The sequence below is a fragment of the Pseudomonas sp. AK106 genome, from assembly GCF_053903055.1.
Genome location: NZ_CP096426.1, coordinates 2631537 through 2645382 on the forward strand (window position 1 = coordinate 2631537; position 13846 = coordinate 2645382).

Genomic DNA, 13846 nt, shown 5'->3' on the forward strand with positions numbered 1-13846 from the left:
AGATAGACAGCCAGTCTCTTTATTGAGACTCGGCGATGCCCAGCGCGGCCATCTTCTTGTACAGCGTCGAACGGCCCAACCCTAGCTGCCGTGCCGCGAGCACCACGTCCCCCGCGCACTGGGCCAGCTTTGCCTGAATCAGCTCCCGGTCGAAATGCTGGCGCGCCTCGCTGTAGGTCTGGTCATTGGACGCGGACCACGCTGCCACCGGTGGGCTGGCGACCGGCACCAGCGTACCGATGGCGGCGCGAATGTCACCGGGGCTGAGCTGCAGATCGTCGCTGAGCAGCGCAGCACGTTCGAGCACGTTGCGCAGCTCGCGGATATTGCCTGGCCAGGCGTGCTGCGCGAGGGCCACCAAGGCCGCGGGGGCCAGTTCGTGATGGCTGTGAAGGTCCTCAAGAATCGCCTCGGCCAGCGCTGGGATGTCATCCAGACGTTCGCGCAACGGTGGCACTTTTATGGGCAGTACGCTCAGCCGATAATACAGGTCGGCGCGAAACTCGCCGCGCTTGATTGCCGCTTCAAGGTCGGTGGAGGTCGCGGCGATCACGCGCACATCGCTTTTGATCATCGCGTTGGAGCCCACCGGCTCGTATTCTTTCTCCTGCAGCACCCGCAGTAACTTGCTTTGCAATGGCAGGGGCATGTCGCCGATTTCGTCGAGAAACAGCGTGCCGCCCTCGGCCAGGTGCAATTTGCCGTGGCGCCCCTTGCGATCGGCGCCGGTAAACGCGCCCGGGGCCGTGCCGAAGAATTCCGCCTCCAGCAACGCCTCGGGAATCGCAGCGCTGTTGATGCTGATGAAGGGTTTGTGCGCCCGTGGCGAACTGTTGTGCACGGCGTGGGCCAGAAGCTCCTTGCCGGTACCGGTCTCACCAAGCAGCAACACCGGGGAATCGGTACTGGCACTGCGACGGGCGCGGCGTTTGACTTCCAGGCTGGCGGCGCTGGTGCCGATAAAGTGGGTAAAGGTGTATTTAGCTTGCCGGGCGCGCAGCAGCGAGCGGGTCGAGGCAAGCTCCTGCTGCATGCTCGAATAGCGCTTGAGCAGCGGCGACAGGGCCTGTAGCTCATCGAACAGTGCGAAGCCGATGGCGCCGATCACCGCGCCGCCGTCGTCATGGATCGGCAGGCGCATGACCACCAGCGGGTCCTTCGCCGTGTCCATCATGTCCAGCAGAATCGGTTGGCCGTTGCTCGCCACCTGACGCAGCAGGCTGCCGGGAATCACCTGTTCACAGGGCTGACCCACCGCGCGGCTGGGGTCTTCGAGGCCAAAACGGCGGGCGTAGCGCTCGTTGATCCAGACGATGCGGGCGTCGCGGTCGACGATGACCGTGCCCTCGCTGGACTGCTCGATGATCTCAAACAGCGAGCGGATCGCCAGCCGCCGAACGCGCCGGTAATCCTTCAGGCTTTCGTTGTCGTTCATGTGCGGTTCCATCCATCCTGTTCCTCGGCATCTGGCCGCACAGACTACTGTTTGGGGCGAGCTTCAATTGAAACCGGGGTGGGCCGCCGCCAGCAATTCCCGGGTGTAAGGGTGCTGCGGCGCATCGAACACGTCGTGGCTCGCGCCGCGCTCGACCACTTTGCCGTCCTTGACCACGATCAGGTCATGGGCCAGCGCCTTGACCACGGCCAGGTCGTGGCTGATAAACAGATAGGTCAGGCCATGCCGCTCCTGCAATTGCCGCAACAACGCGACGACCTGCTTCTGCACCGTGCGGTCCAGCGCAGACGTCGGTTCGTCGAGCAGTATCAGGGCAGGTTTGAGCACCAGGGCGCGGGCAATGGCGATCCGCTGCCGCTGCCCACCGGAAAACTCGTGGGGGTAACGGTGCCGGCTCGACGGGTCGATGCCGACTTCCTCCAGCGCGCGAATCACTTCAGCCTCACAGCTGGCCTGGTCCAGGTCGCTGTGAACTTCCAGGCCCTCGCTGATGATCTGTGCCACCGACATGCGCGGGCTGAGGCTGCCGTAAGGGTCCTGGAAAACCACCTGCATCTGCTTGCGCCATGGGCGCATCTGCTTTTGATTCAGGCTGTCCAGCGCGTGACCCTTGAAGCGGATACTGCCACGGGACTCGAGCAAGCGCAGGATGGCCTGACCGAGTGTCGACTTGCCCGAGCCGGATTCGCCAACGATCCCTAAGGTTTTGCCGCGCTCGATGCTGAGGCTGATGTCATCGACCGCTTTCAGGTATTCGTGGTGCCGGTTGAAAATCCCGCCGCCGAGGGAGAACCAGACGCGCAGGTTATCGACCTCCAGCACCTTCTCGCGGGTGTCCCGGGGTAACGGCTCGCCTGCCGGTTCGGCGTCCAGCAGCAAGCGGCTGTAGGCATGTTGCGGGTTTTTGAACAGCGACTGGCAGTTGGACTGCTCGACGATTTCCCCGGCGCGCATCACGCACACCCGCTGGGCGATGCTGTGGACCAGATTCAGGTCGTGGCTGATCAGCAACAGCGACATGTTCAGCCGTTGCTGGAGCTGTTTGAGCAGCAGCAGGATCTTGCGCTGCACCGTCACATCCAGCGCCGTGGTGGGCTCATCGGCAATCAGCAGTTCCGGCTCGCAGGCCAGCGCCATGGCGATCATCACACGCTGGCGCTGGCCGCCGGACAACTCGTGGGGATAGGCCTTCAGGCGCTTTTTCGGGTGCTGAATGCCGACCAGCTCCAGCAGCTCGATGATCCGCGCCTGGGCCGCCTTGCCTGCCATGCCCTTGTGCAGCAACAAGGTCTCGCCGATCTGCCGGGACACCGTCTGCAGAGGGTTCAGCGAGGTCATTGGCTCCTGAAAGATCATCGCGATCTGATTGCCGCGCAGCTCGCGCATGACGTTGCCATCGGCGCCGAGCAACTCTTTGCCGCGGTAACGAATGCTGCCGGTGCTCAGCGTGCCGGCCTGGGGCAGCAGTTGCAGGATCGAATGGGCGGTCACCGATTTGCCCGAGCCCGACTCGCCGACCAGTGCCAGGCACTCGCCGGCCGGGATGTCCAGGCTCAGGTGTTTGACCACGGTGTGCCCGTTGAACGACACCGAAAGGTCGCGGATTTCGATCAGGTTTTCGGACATCTCAGGACCTCGGGTCGAAGGCATCCCGCAGGGCCTCGCCAATAAACACCAGCAGCGACAGTATCAGCGCCAGTGTGAAAAATGCCGTGAAACCGAGCCATGGCGCTTGCAGGTTCTGTTTGCCTTGGGCAATCAGCTCGCCCAGTGACGCGCTGCCGGCGGGCATGCCGAAGCCGAGGAAGTCGAGCGCGGTCAGTGTGGAAATCGCCCCGGTGAGGATGAACGGCAGATAGCTCAGGGTGGCGTTCATCGCGTTGGGCAGAATGTGCCGCAGGATCACCTTGCGATCACTCAGCCCCAGCGCCCGCGCCGCTTTGACGTATTCCAGATTGCGCCCGCGCAGGAATTCGGCGCGCACCACGTCTACCAGCGCCAGCCATGAAAACAGCGCCATGATCCCCAGCAGCCACCAGAAGTTTGGCTCGACGAAGCCCGACAGGATGATCAGCAGGTACAGCACCGGGAGGCCAGACCAGACTTCCAGCAGGCGCTGTCCGATCAAATCCACCCAGCCGCCGTAATAGCCCTGTAACGCGCCGGCTGCGATGCCGATCAGCGCGCTGATGAACGTCAACGCCAGGGCAAACAGAATCGATACCCGCGCGCCGAAAATGACCCGGGCCAGCACGTCCCGGGCCTGATCGTCGGTGCCCAGCCAGTTGATCGAAGAGGGCGGGCTCGGCGCCGGTTTGTTCAGGTCATAGTTGGGTGTGTCATCGCTGAACGGAATCGGCGGAAACAGCATCCAGCCATCGCCCTTGCTGATCAACTGGCGCACGTAGTCGCTGCGGTAGTCCGGCTGAAAGGGCAGTTGGCCGCCGAATTCCTGCTCGGTGTGGCGCTTGAAGGCGGGGAAGTACAGCTCGTGCTGATAACTCAGCACCAGGGGTTTGTCGTTGGCAATCAGCTCGCCGCACAGGCTGAGCACGAACAGCCCGCAAAACAGCCACAGCGACCACCAGCCCCGGCGGTTATTGCGAAAGCGCTCGAAGCGACGGCGTGCCACCGGAGACAGTCTGCGCATCACGCATTCCTCGCGCTGAAGTCGATCCGGGGGTCGACCAGGGTGTAGCAGATGTCCCCGACCAGCTTTATCAGCAACCCGAACAGCGTGAAGATGAACAGCGAACCGAACACCACCGGGTAGTCCCGCGACACCGCGGCTTCGTAACTCATGCGGCCGAGGCCATCGAGGGAGAAGATCACTTCGATCATCAACGAACCGGCAAAGAACACACTGATAAACGCCTGGGGAATGCCCGCCACGATCAGCAACATGGCGTTGCGGAACACGTGGCCGTAGAGGACCCGTCGCTCACTCAGCCCCTTGGCCCGGGCGGTCACCACGTACTGGCGGGTGACTTCGTTCAGGAAGGAGTTTTTGGTCAGAATGGTCAGCGTTGCAAAACCGCCAATGACCAGCGACGTGACCGGCAACACCAAGTGCCAGAAGTAGTCGGCGATCTTGCCCAGAGTGCTCAGTTGATCAAAGTTCTCGGACACCAGCCCGCGGACCGGGAACCAGCTCAGCGACGTGCCGCCGGCAAACAGCACCACCAGCAGCATGGCGAACAGAAAGGCCGGCATCGCGTAACCGATGATGATGGCCGTGCTGCTCCAGATATCAAAGTGACTGCCGTGCTTGACCGCCTTGCGGATGCCCAGGGGGATCGACACCAGGTAGGTGATCAGCGTCGCCCACAGCCCCAGCGAGATGGAGACGGGCATCTTTTGCAGGATCAGGTCCGTGACCTTGGCGCCGCGAAAGAAGCTGTTGCCGAAATCCAGTTGCGCGTAGTTCTTCAGCATCAGCCACAGGCGCTCATGCAGAGGCTTGTCAAAACCGTACTGGTGCTCGATTTCCTTGATCAGCTTGGGGTCGAGCCCGCGACTGGCCCGGGACTGCCCGGCGTTCATGGTTTCGGTGTGGCCTGCGCCGATGGTGCCGCCCGCGACGCCTTGCAGCTTGGCGATGGCTTGCTCGACGGGCCCGCCGGGCGCTGCCTGCACGATGAAGAAGTTGACCAGCAGAATGCACAGCAGCGTCGGAATGATCAGCAGCAGGCGCCTCATCAGGTAGCCGAGCATTACTTGACCTCCGAGGGAATGGCCGAAGCGCCCCGTTGCTGGGCGAACTGTTCGTTGGTCAGTGCCTGGGGGCTGACTTCCCACCAGGTATCGATGGCTTCGCTGTTGCTGGCCTGCACCTTGGGAATGCCGAAACGGTTCCACCACACCGTGGACGAGCCGGGCGGGTAATAGTTTGGAATCCAGTAGAAGCCCCACTGCAGCACCCGGTCCAGGGCATGGGCGTAATCGATCATCGCCGGCTTGCTGTCGGCTTTTGCCAGGCCCTCGATCAGGGTGTCAACGGCCGGGTCGCGCAAGACCATGTAGTTGCTGGACCCCGGATCGTTGGCGACCTTCGAGCCGAAGTTGTTGTACAGCTCCATGCCCGGGGAGGTCGAGACGCCGTAGCCGGTGACGATCATGTCGTAATCCCGGGCCATGACCCGGTTCAGGTACTGCGCCGAATCGATGCGGCGGATTTCGAAGTCGATGCCGATCTGCGCCAGATTGCGCTTATACGGCAGCAGGATTTTCTCGAAGCCGCTCTGGCCGTTGAGAAAGGTAAAACTCAACGGTTGGCCCTGGGCGTTGACCAGCTTGTCACCCTGGGGCATCCAGCCTGCTTCTTCAAGCAACGCCAGGGCTTGCAGCTGTTTGTCGCGAATGAAGCCGCTGCCATCGGTTTTCGGGGTCTGGAACACCGTGGTGAAGACTTCCGGCGGCACCTGACCGCGCAACGGCTCGAGGATCTTCAGCTCGGACGCGGTGGGCAACGCCGTCGCCGCCAGATCACTGTTGGAGAAGTAGCTGTTCTGACGCACATAAACGTTGCGCATCATCTGCTTGTTGGTCCACTCGAAGTCCCACAGCATCGCCAGCGCCTGACGCACGCGGCGATCCTGAAATTTCGGACGGTCCAGATTGAAGATGAAACCCTGAGAGCTCTGCACCGCGCCCTTGGCCAGGTGCGCCCGCTGCAAGCGGCCTTCGGTCAACGCCGGGCTGTCGTAGCCGATGGAGTAACCCGTGGCGGAATATTCGCGGTTGTAGTCATAACCGCCACCGCGCAGCACTTGGCGGGCGACGTCGGTGTCGCCGAAATACTCGACGCTGAAGTGATCGAAGTTGTACAGGCCGCGATTGACCGGCAGGTCCTTGCCCCACCAGTCCGGGTTGCGTTCGAAGGTGATGCTGCGCCCGGGGTCGACCTTGCCGATGCGATACGGGCCGCTGCCCACCGGAATCTCGAAGCCGCCGCCGTTGGCGAAGTCGCGGTCTTTCCACCAATGCTCGGGAAACACCGGCAGCGAGGCCAGATCCAGGGGCAAAGTGCGGCTCTCACTGCTTTTGAAATCAAAGCGGATCTGCGTCGGCGACTCGACTTCGACGCCTTTGACGTCTTGAAACTCGGTGCGGTACGACAGGCTGCCCTGGGTCATCAGCAGGTTGTAGGTGAAGCGCACGTCTTCGGCGGTGATGGCCGAGCCGTCGGAAAATTTGGCCTTGGGGCTCAGGTAGAAACGCAATGACAGGCCGTCGGGGGCGCGTTCCATTTTCTCTGCGATCAGGCCATAAACGGTGTAGGGCTCGTCCAGCGACCTGACCGCCAGGGGCGAGTACAGCAAGCCGTTGACCTGGGCCACGCCGGTGCCTTTGTCGAGGTACGGCATGATGTGATCGAACTGACCGATTTCCTGAGCCGAGCGGCGCATGCTTCCGCCTTTGGGGGCGTCGGCATTCACGTAATCGAAATGCCCGAAGTTCGCCGGGTAACGCGGCGCCTCGCCGTAAACGGTCAATGCGTGTTGAGGGGCGGCGGATAAAACCTGAAAACCAGAAACGAGGACGAGTGTTGCGACCATCAGCGATGACAAAACAAAACGCATTGCACGAATCCTGACTGACATCGGCGAGCAATATCTGGGTTGAAGGTCATGACGGCGCGGGGTGGCCGGTCCGGTTTTTTATTGATTGCCCCGCAGGCAAGGTACCGCAAAGCCGGCGTCTTTGTAACCGGACAATGCATTGCGGTGCGGGCATCGGATAAACAAACGGCCCGCTTTCAAGGGCGGGCCGTTGGTGCAGCAGCGCGGAGGATCAGTCCTGGCGGCTGGTCACTTCCAGCAGGTGATAACCGAACTGGGTTTTCACCGGGCCCTGAACAACGTTCAGCGGCGCGCTGAACACCACGGTGTCGAATTCCTTGACCATTTGACCCGGGCCGAAGGAGCCGAGGTCGCCGCCTTGACGGCTGGACGGGCAGCTGGAATTGGATTTTGCGACTTCAGCAAAATCAGCGCCGCCTTCGATCTGCGTTTTGAGTTCGTTGCACTTGTCTTCGCTGGAAACGAGGATGTGGCGGGCAGTGGCTTTGGCCATTTTGGGTGACTCCTTTAAAAAAAAGAAACGAAGCGTACCGGAATAAGGGCCTCGTTTCCCGAGAAAGTTCAGGCGCCTTTGACGGCCCGTGACAGACGACATCGCCGGTCAAAGCCCCTTGCGGAACAGCAGAGCGGCGTGATCCACGTACAGCTTCACCGGGTCCACCTGCTTGCGGACCAGACCGGCACTCTGGTTGATCGAATCCACGTGGTCCATCGGATAGTCGGAGCGGATCACCTTGCCCAGGTGAGAGCTGAAGCGGCCGACCAGGCCGTCATTGGACGCAGCCTCCTTTTCGAACAGCAGTGCATAACTGCGCAGCGCCAGGTGCAGCGGGTCCAGGGCATTGCGGCCCTCGGAAAACAGCGAGCCATCGATGCACCCGCTCCACGAGTAATAATGAACGCCGTTGACCCGTTCGGCGCCTTCGCCGCCCCATGTTGCGGGCAGTCCCTGGGAATACGTGCGGTTAAAGGCCGCGACGCCCTCGGTCGTCAGCGCATCCAGTGCCTGAACCGGATCCTGTGGAAGGTCCGAGTTACCACTCAGCAGCGCCAGGAAGTGGGCAAAACCTGCGGTCAGCCGCGACGCCACCGCTTCAGGCATCTGTCCGGGCGTCAGCGCCCGACGTACCCGGTCGGCCACCTCCGATCCGTGATTGGGGCCGCTCACGGAAGTGACCGACGCCACGATATCCGAACGCATCGCAGCGGCATAGCGGGAGGTCAGCGCGCCCTGGCTGTGCCCGATCAGGTTGACCTTCAGGTAACCGGTGCGGCGCAGGAAGCGTTCGATCTGATCAATCAACTGCTCCCCGCGAATTTCGTTGTCGTGGACGCCGGACAGCGCCGGCACGTGGACCCTGCATCCGGCTTGCTCGAGCGCCTGGGGGATGGCGTGGAACATTTCGACCTTGCCGATCCGGTCAAAGCCAAACAGCCCGTGGACCAGCAAGATGGGGTATTTGGTGGTGACTTCCTTGTACATGTCGATCATTCCTTCGATATAAAAGAAGGATTGAGCTTAACCAGCGAAGGTCATGGGCGGAGGGCGCAGCGGAGTATGGCCATGCGCCGGTTAGTGCAGGTCGTGGCGAGCGTTTCATCGCTCCAGACCTTGTGTCCCGCAGAGGCTGGAAAAGACGCGGGCGTTACGGTGCAAATACGCCGAAGGCGCGGGGCGCTTTCCCACGAGGGGCGTCTTCGCTGCCACGGGCCGCAGTTGACGGCGACGACGCTTCTGCGGGAAGCCGGACGCATGGCTGCGACCGGCTTCCCGTTTGCAAATGTTACCTGTAGCGCAGTTTGTTCACGCCATCGCGCAGCAGGCGTTCCGTTGACTCCCAGCCCAGGCACGCGTCCGTCACCGACACGCCGTATTTGAGGGGAGCACTCAACGGCTGGCAGCCTTCGAACAGGTGACTCTCCAGCATCATGCCGATCAGTGTCCGGTCACCGGCCAGCCGTTGCTGCAGTACGTCGTTGAAAACGGCGGGCTGACGCAGCGGATCCTTGCCGCTGTTGGCGTGACTGCAATCGACCATGATGCGCGCGGCCATGCGGTGCTTCGCCAGGCTGGCATTCACCGCTGCAACGCTGGCGGCGTCATAGTTGGGCCCTCCGTGGCCGCCGCGCAGCACGATGTGGGTGTCGGGATTGCCCGACGTCTCAATAATCGCCGGGTGGCCCTGAGGGTCCATACCGAAATGCCGGTGGGCGTGGGCCGCCGAGCGAATGGCGTCGCAGGCCACGGAGATGCCGCCGTCGGTACCGTTCTTGAAACCCGTGGGCACGCCGAGGCCGCTGGCCATCTCCCGATGGATCTGCGATTCGGTGGTTCTTGCGCCAATGGCGACCCAGCTCAACACATCATCGAAGTAACTCGCCGCCATCGGCTGCAGCAACTCCGTGGCGATCGGCAAGCCGAGCCGGACCATCTCACGCATCAACTGCCGCGACAGGGCAAGGCCCTCGGCCATGTTGTCACTGCCGTCCAGCGCGGGATCGTACGCCAGGCCTTTCCAGCCGACGGTAGTGCGCGGCTTCTCGACGTAGGCGCGCATCACCAGCAGCATCTGGTCGCTGACTTCGGCGGCGAGATGCGCCAGGCGTTCGGCGTATTCCACAGCGGCGTGGGGATCGTGGATCGAGCACGGGCCGACAACGACCAGCAGGCGCGAATCTTCACCGTTGAGAATGGCGCGAATCGACTGGCGGTGGGCGGCGACCTGGGCGGTCAGGGCAGCGTCCAGCGGCAGCTGATGTTTCAGCTGGAGGGGCGTGGGCAAGCGTGTCGGGGCAGGGCGGCTGTCATTCAGAGTGACGACGCCGGAGGGCAAGTCGATGAGGGTGTTGCTGACGACGGGCGAATTCATGTGCTGGCTTCCTGGTCGGCGGGTTTGCCCGCGCGGACCTACTGGGGTGTTCGACAATTGGCCGGGTTGGCTGTGAGCAGGGCGATGCCACCTGTCAGTGACCGATCGGAGGCGGCAGGCTGTCCCGAACGGAGGTTGCTAAATCGCCAGGCGAAGTCGGTGTCGTGGCGGTAATAGTGGTGGTTCATGTGCAGCTCCTTGAATCAATCAGTCAGAAATGTGTGGCCCAGAAAAACAAAACCCCCGGTCGGGAAGCCGACCGGGGGTGAGAGTTATCTCTGGTGGGCGTCCCGAAGTTCAGGGCGCCGTTTGGGTATCAGGCGCGCCAGTGGCTAAACCAATACCCATAAAAATAAGATGCAGGAGCGGCAGACGCGTTCGCATTCCAGGCAGCCGCACGCTCAGCCTGACGTGAACTGTCGGCGGCGCTGAACAACTGTAAGGAAAGGGAACGCAACATGGTCTGACTCCGTGGAATGCCGCCGAGCTTACTTCAGACCGATCGGGTTCTTCAATTGGAAATTACAATCGGGCTGATTGGGGACAACTTGCTTTTAAGCAACCCACAACACGGCCAAAAAAATGAATCAGTCTTCGGGTGCTTCCGACGATCCGGCGGTCGGTATCACGCCGATCTTCATTCCCAGCAGCACCGCGACTCTGTGGGACTCGCCCCGGCGTCCCTTCTTTCGCCCGGACAACACTTGATAGGTCGTCGCCGGGTCCACGTTGTGCTCCCTGGCAAACTCTTGAACCGATTTGCCTTGCTGTTCCAGCCAAGCCTTGGCTTGTGCGGCGGTACGGATTCCGGGCATAGTTCAAAACCGTTCAAGTTCGTTCAAATTATTTCGATTCTATCACTCAAAAGAGTGATGTCAACAAGGCTATGCATCCAAATGAGTGGAATAGGTGCCCGAATTAGGGAAGAGCGCGAGCGCTTGGGGCTTTCACAACGCGCATTCGGTGAGATCGGTGGCGTGGAAGCCAACGCGCAGGGCAAGTACGAAAACGGTGAACGCACCCCCAAGGCCGATTATCTCGCCCGCGTCGCCCCTCGCGGTGTCGACGTGTTGTACGTGCTGACAGGTTCCCGCACTCCGGTGCCCATTGTCGGCCTGAGCGAGAACGAAGAATGGATGGTGGGGAGTTACCGCAGCCTGGGAAAGGAGGAACAGGATGCCATCTGCCGGTTAACCACGACCCTGGCGGAATATCAGAGCAGTTACGCCCCGGACAGGAAGTTATAAGGCAATCCGGGCGATGCAACGGTCGGGCGTTTGAAGATTTTTATCAAGTTTTGCGGTCGATGATGATAGCGTGTGAACCTCTTTGTAGATCATCTGGTACACATGCACTCGCAGTGCTCCAGAGCAGGTCGCTTACTTTCTTTTCGCTAACGTGGCGGGTCGTCGCCACGCATTGTTCGGTGAGGTGTCTGCTTGATTAGGGTGCTGGTTGTCGATGACCATGATCTGGTTCGGACAGGTATCACGCGCATGTTGGCCGACATCGAAGGCTTGCAGGTGGTGGGACAGGCCGAGTCCGGCGAAGAGTCGTTGCAGAAGGCCCGCGAGCTGAAACCCGACGTCGTGCTGATGGACGTCAAGATGCCTGGCATCGGCGGGCTGGAAGCCACGCGCAAACTCATCCGCAGCCATCCCGATATGAAGGTGGTGGCGGTCACGGTGTGCGAAGAAGACCCGTTCCCTACGCGCCTGCTGCAAGCGGGCGCGGCGGGATACATGACCAAAGGCGCCGGTCTGACCGAGATGGTTCAGGCCATTCGCCTGGTGTTCGCCGGGCAGCGCTACATCAGCCCGCAGATCGCCCAGCAACTGGCGCTCAAATCCTTCCAGCCCCAGACCAGCAATTCGCCGTTCGACCTGTTGTCCGAGCGGGAAATCCAGATTGCCCTTATGATTGTCGGCTGCCAGAAAGTGCAGACGATTTCCGACAAGCTTTGCCTGTCCCCCAAAACCGTGAATACCTACCGGTACCGCATATTCGAGAAGCTGTCGATTAGCAGTGACGTGGAGCTGGCCCTGCTGGCCGTCCGTCATGGCATGGTCGACGCCAGCGCATAAATGACCCAACCGTTTGATCCCAGTGCTTTTCTGTCCACCTGCAGTGGCCGCCCCGGCGTCTATCGGATGTTCGATATCGACGGCAAGCTGCTGTACGTCGGCAAGGCCAAGAATTTAAAGAAGCGCCTCGCCAGCTATTTCCGCAAGACCGGCCATGCACCGAAAACCGGTGCGCTGGTCGCGCGGATCGCTCAGGTTGAAACCACCATCACCGCCAATGAAACCGAGGCGCTGCTGCTGGAGCAAACCCTGATCAAGGAGTCGCGTCCGCCGTACAACATCCTGTTGCGCGACGACAAGTCCTACCCGTATGTGCACCTGTCCGACGGCGAATTTCCCCGGCTGAGCATTCATCGCGGCGCCAAGAAGGCCAAGGGCCGCTATTTCGGGCCTTACCCCAGCGCCGGTGCGATCCGCGAAAGCCTGAGCATCCTGCAGAAGACCTTCCACGTTCGTCAGTGCGAAGACAGCTTCTACAAAAACCGCACTCGGCCTTGCCTGCAGTATCAGATCAAGCGCTGCAAGGCGCCCTGTGTGAACCTGGTCGAGCCGCAGATCTACAACGAGGATGTGCGTCACTCGGTGATGTTCCTCGAGGGGCGCAGCAATGCCCTCACTGACGAGCTCAACGCGCTGATGGAAAAGTCGGCGATGAACCTCGATTTCGAGCACGCCGCCGAGTTGCGTGATCAGATCGGCCTGCTGCGCCGCGTGCAGGACCAGCAGAGCATGGACGGCGGCACTGGCGACGTCGACGTCGTGGCGGCGTTCGTCAATCCGGGCGGCGCGTGCGTGCACTTGATCAGCGTGCGTGGCGGGCGGGTATTGGGCAGCAAGAATTTCTTCCCCCAGGTCGGGATCGAGGAGGAGGTGGGCGAAGTCATGTCAGCCTTCCTGGCCCAATACTTTTTGGGCGGGGGCGAGCGCGAACTGCCGGGGGAGGTCATCGTTAACGTGGTCAGCGAGGATTTCCCCGCGCTGATCGACGCGATCGATGCTTCACGCGGCCGCGAAATCATCATAAGCCATCGGGTGCGTGGCACCCGTGCGCGCTGGCAGCAACTGGCCGTGACCAATGCCGAGCAGGCACTGATGGCGCGGCTCGCCAACCGTCAGCACGTTACCGCGCGCTTTGAAGCGCTGGCGCAAGTGCTCAAGCTCGATGAGCCGCCGCAGCGACTGGAATGCTATGACATCAGCCATTCCAGTGGCGAAGCGACGGTGGCGTCGTGCGTGGTGTTCGGTCCCGAGGGCCCGATCAAGTCCGATTACCGCCGCTACAACATCGAAGGCATCACGGCGGGGGACGACTACGCCGCGATGCACCAGGCGCTGACACGTCGCTTCAGCCGAATCAAGGACGGCGAGGGTAAATTGCCGGACATCTTGCTGGTGGACGGGGGCAAGGGCCAGTTGAGCATGGCCCGCGACGTGATGAACGAGTTGGCGATCCCCGACCTGATTTTGCTGGGCGTCGCCAAGGGCGCTACGCGCAAGGCCGGTTTTGAGACGTTGTACTTGAACGATGCGGCCCATGAGTTCACCCTCAAGGGCGACTCTCCGGCGCTGCACCTGATCCAGCAGATCCGCGACGAAGCCCACCGGTTTGCCATCACCGGGCACCGTGCGCGACGCGGTAAAACCCGTCGAACGTCAACCCTGGAAGGGGTGGCAGGGGTGGGCCCGACCCGGCGCCGCGACCTGCTCAAGCACTTCGGCGGCCTTCAGGAATTGTCCCGTGCCAGCATCGAAGAAATCGCCAAGGCGCCGGGAATCAGCAAAAAGCTCGCAGAGTCGATTTATGCAAACCTGCACAGCGAGTAGAATGCTCGCTCACCTCGTAGCCAGTTGTGC

General features: G+C 61.6%; 12 protein-coding genes. 3 read left to right on the top strand and 9 right to left on the bottom strand.

Annotated elements, in window-relative coordinates:
- Window positions 1–19 precede the first annotated feature (19 nt).
- The 9 genes from M1E04_RS11830 to M1E04_RS11870 all read right to left on the bottom strand — a co-directional run bounded on the left by M1E04_RS11830 (window position 20) and on the right by M1E04_RS11870 (window position 10723).
- Entirely contained in the window at window positions 20–1435 is a 1416-nt protein-coding gene (locus M1E04_RS11830) for a sigma-54 interaction domain-containing protein (RefSeq protein ID WP_456293045.1), read from the bottom strand.
- A 63-nt stretch (window positions 1436–1498) separates the two neighbouring features.
- Window positions 1499–3082 carry an ABC transporter ATP-binding protein gene (locus tag M1E04_RS11835; protein WP_456293046.1) on the bottom strand — a complete coding sequence of 528 codons (1584 nt, stop codon included), beginning with the start codon at window positions 3080–3082 and terminating at the stop codon, window positions 1499–1501.
- Window position 3083: 1 nt separating this feature from the next.
- Window positions 3084–4106 (bottom strand): ABC transporter permease, encoded by a 1023-nt coding sequence (locus M1E04_RS11840; RefSeq protein WP_065990436.1) that lies wholly within the window; start codon window positions 4104–4106, stop codon window positions 3084–3086.
- Window positions 4106–5170 (bottom strand): microcin C ABC transporter permease YejB, encoded by a 1065-nt coding sequence (locus tag M1E04_RS11845; RefSeq protein WP_192131888.1) that lies wholly within the window; start codon window positions 5168–5170, stop codon window positions 4106–4108. Before M1E04_RS11845 ends, M1E04_RS11840 begins: the two co-directional genes overlap by 1 nt.
- Window positions 5170–7038, bottom strand: coding sequence for an extracellular solute-binding protein (locus tag M1E04_RS11850; protein ID WP_456293047.1), 1869 nt, complete (start codon window positions 7036–7038; stop codon window positions 5170–5172). The genes M1E04_RS11845 and M1E04_RS11850 overlap by 1 nt, the downstream gene beginning before the upstream one ends.
- 211 nt (window positions 7039–7249) lie before the next feature.
- A complete protein-coding gene (locus M1E04_RS11855) occupies window positions 7250–7531 on the bottom strand; it encodes a peptidylprolyl isomerase (protein WP_065990442.1) in 282 nt (93 codons plus the stop codon).
- A gap of 108 nt (window positions 7532–7639) precedes the next feature.
- On the bottom strand, window positions 7640–8521 hold the full coding sequence (locus M1E04_RS11860) for an esterase/lipase family protein (RefSeq protein WP_456293048.1): 882 nt from the start codon (window positions 8519–8521) through the stop codon (window positions 7640–7642).
- A gap of 301 nt (window positions 8522–8822) precedes the next feature.
- Window positions 8823–9908, bottom strand: coding sequence for a 3-deoxy-7-phosphoheptulonate synthase (locus M1E04_RS11865; protein ID WP_456293049.1), 1086 nt, complete (start codon window positions 9906–9908; stop codon window positions 8823–8825).
- A gap of 587 nt (window positions 9909–10495) precedes the next feature.
- On the bottom strand, window positions 10496–10723 hold the full coding sequence (locus M1E04_RS11870) for a DNA-binding protein (protein WP_296309797.1): 228 nt from the start codon (window positions 10721–10723) through the stop codon (window positions 10496–10498).
- A gap of 81 nt (window positions 10724–10804) precedes the next feature.
- Here M1E04_RS11870 and M1E04_RS11875 point away from each other — a divergent pair, with 81 nt between their 5' ends.
- The 3 genes from M1E04_RS11875 to uvrC all read left to right on the top strand — a co-directional run bounded on the left by M1E04_RS11875 (window position 10805) and on the right by uvrC (window position 13816).
- A complete protein-coding gene (locus M1E04_RS11875; protein ID WP_065990449.1) occupies window positions 10805–11155 on the top strand; it encodes a helix-turn-helix domain-containing protein in 351 nt (116 codons plus the stop codon).
- 192 nt (window positions 11156–11347) lie between these two features.
- On the top strand, window positions 11348–11992 hold the full coding sequence (gene gacA / locus M1E04_RS11880; protein WP_065990451.1) for a response regulator transcription factor GacA: 645 nt from the start codon (window positions 11348–11350) through the stop codon (window positions 11990–11992).
- Window positions 11993–13816 carry an excinuclease ABC subunit UvrC gene (uvrC, locus tag M1E04_RS11885; RefSeq protein WP_296309801.1) on the top strand — a complete coding sequence of 608 codons (1824 nt, stop codon included), beginning with the start codon at window positions 11993–11995 and terminating at the stop codon, window positions 13814–13816.
- Window positions 13817–13846: the final 30 nt, after the last annotated feature.

Coding starts and splice junctions, on each gene's coding strand:
- M1E04_RS11830 (WP_456293045.1), bottom strand. CDS start 1,435: ATGAACGACAACGAAAGCCTGAAGGATTACCGGCGCGTTCGGCGGCTG.
- M1E04_RS11835 (WP_456293046.1), bottom strand. CDS start 3,082: ATGTCCGAAAACCTGATCGAAATCCGCGACCTTTCGGTGTCGTTCAAC.
- M1E04_RS11840 (WP_065990436.1), bottom strand. CDS start 4,106: ATGCGCAGACTGTCTCCGGTGGCACGCCGTCGCTTCGAGCGCTTTCGC.
- M1E04_RS11845 (WP_192131888.1), bottom strand. CDS start 5,170: ATGCTCGGCTACCTGATGAGGCGCCTGCTGCTGATCATTCCGACGCTG.
- M1E04_RS11850 (WP_456293047.1), bottom strand. CDS start 7,038: ATGCGTTTTGTTTTGTCATCGCTGATGGTCGCAACACTCGTCCTCGTT.
- M1E04_RS11855 (WP_065990442.1), bottom strand. CDS start 7,531: ATGGCCAAAGCCACTGCCCGCCACATCCTCGTTTCCAGCGAAGACAAG.
- M1E04_RS11860 (WP_456293048.1), bottom strand. CDS start 8,521: ATGTACAAGGAAGTCACCACCAAATACCCCATCTTGCTGGTCCACGGG.
- M1E04_RS11865 (WP_456293049.1), bottom strand. CDS start 9,908: ATGAATTCGCCCGTCGTCAGCAACACCCTCATCGACTTGCCCTCCGGC.
- M1E04_RS11870 (WP_296309797.1), bottom strand. CDS start 10,723: ATGCCCGGAATCCGTACCGCCGCACAAGCCAAGGCTTGGCTGGAACAG.
- M1E04_RS11875 (WP_065990449.1), top strand. CDS start 10,805: ATGAGTGGAATAGGTGCCCGAATTAGGGAAGAGCGCGAGCGCTTGGGG.
- uvrC (WP_296309801.1), top strand. CDS start 11,993: ATGACCCAACCGTTTGATCCCAGTGCTTTTCTGTCCACCTGCAGTGGC.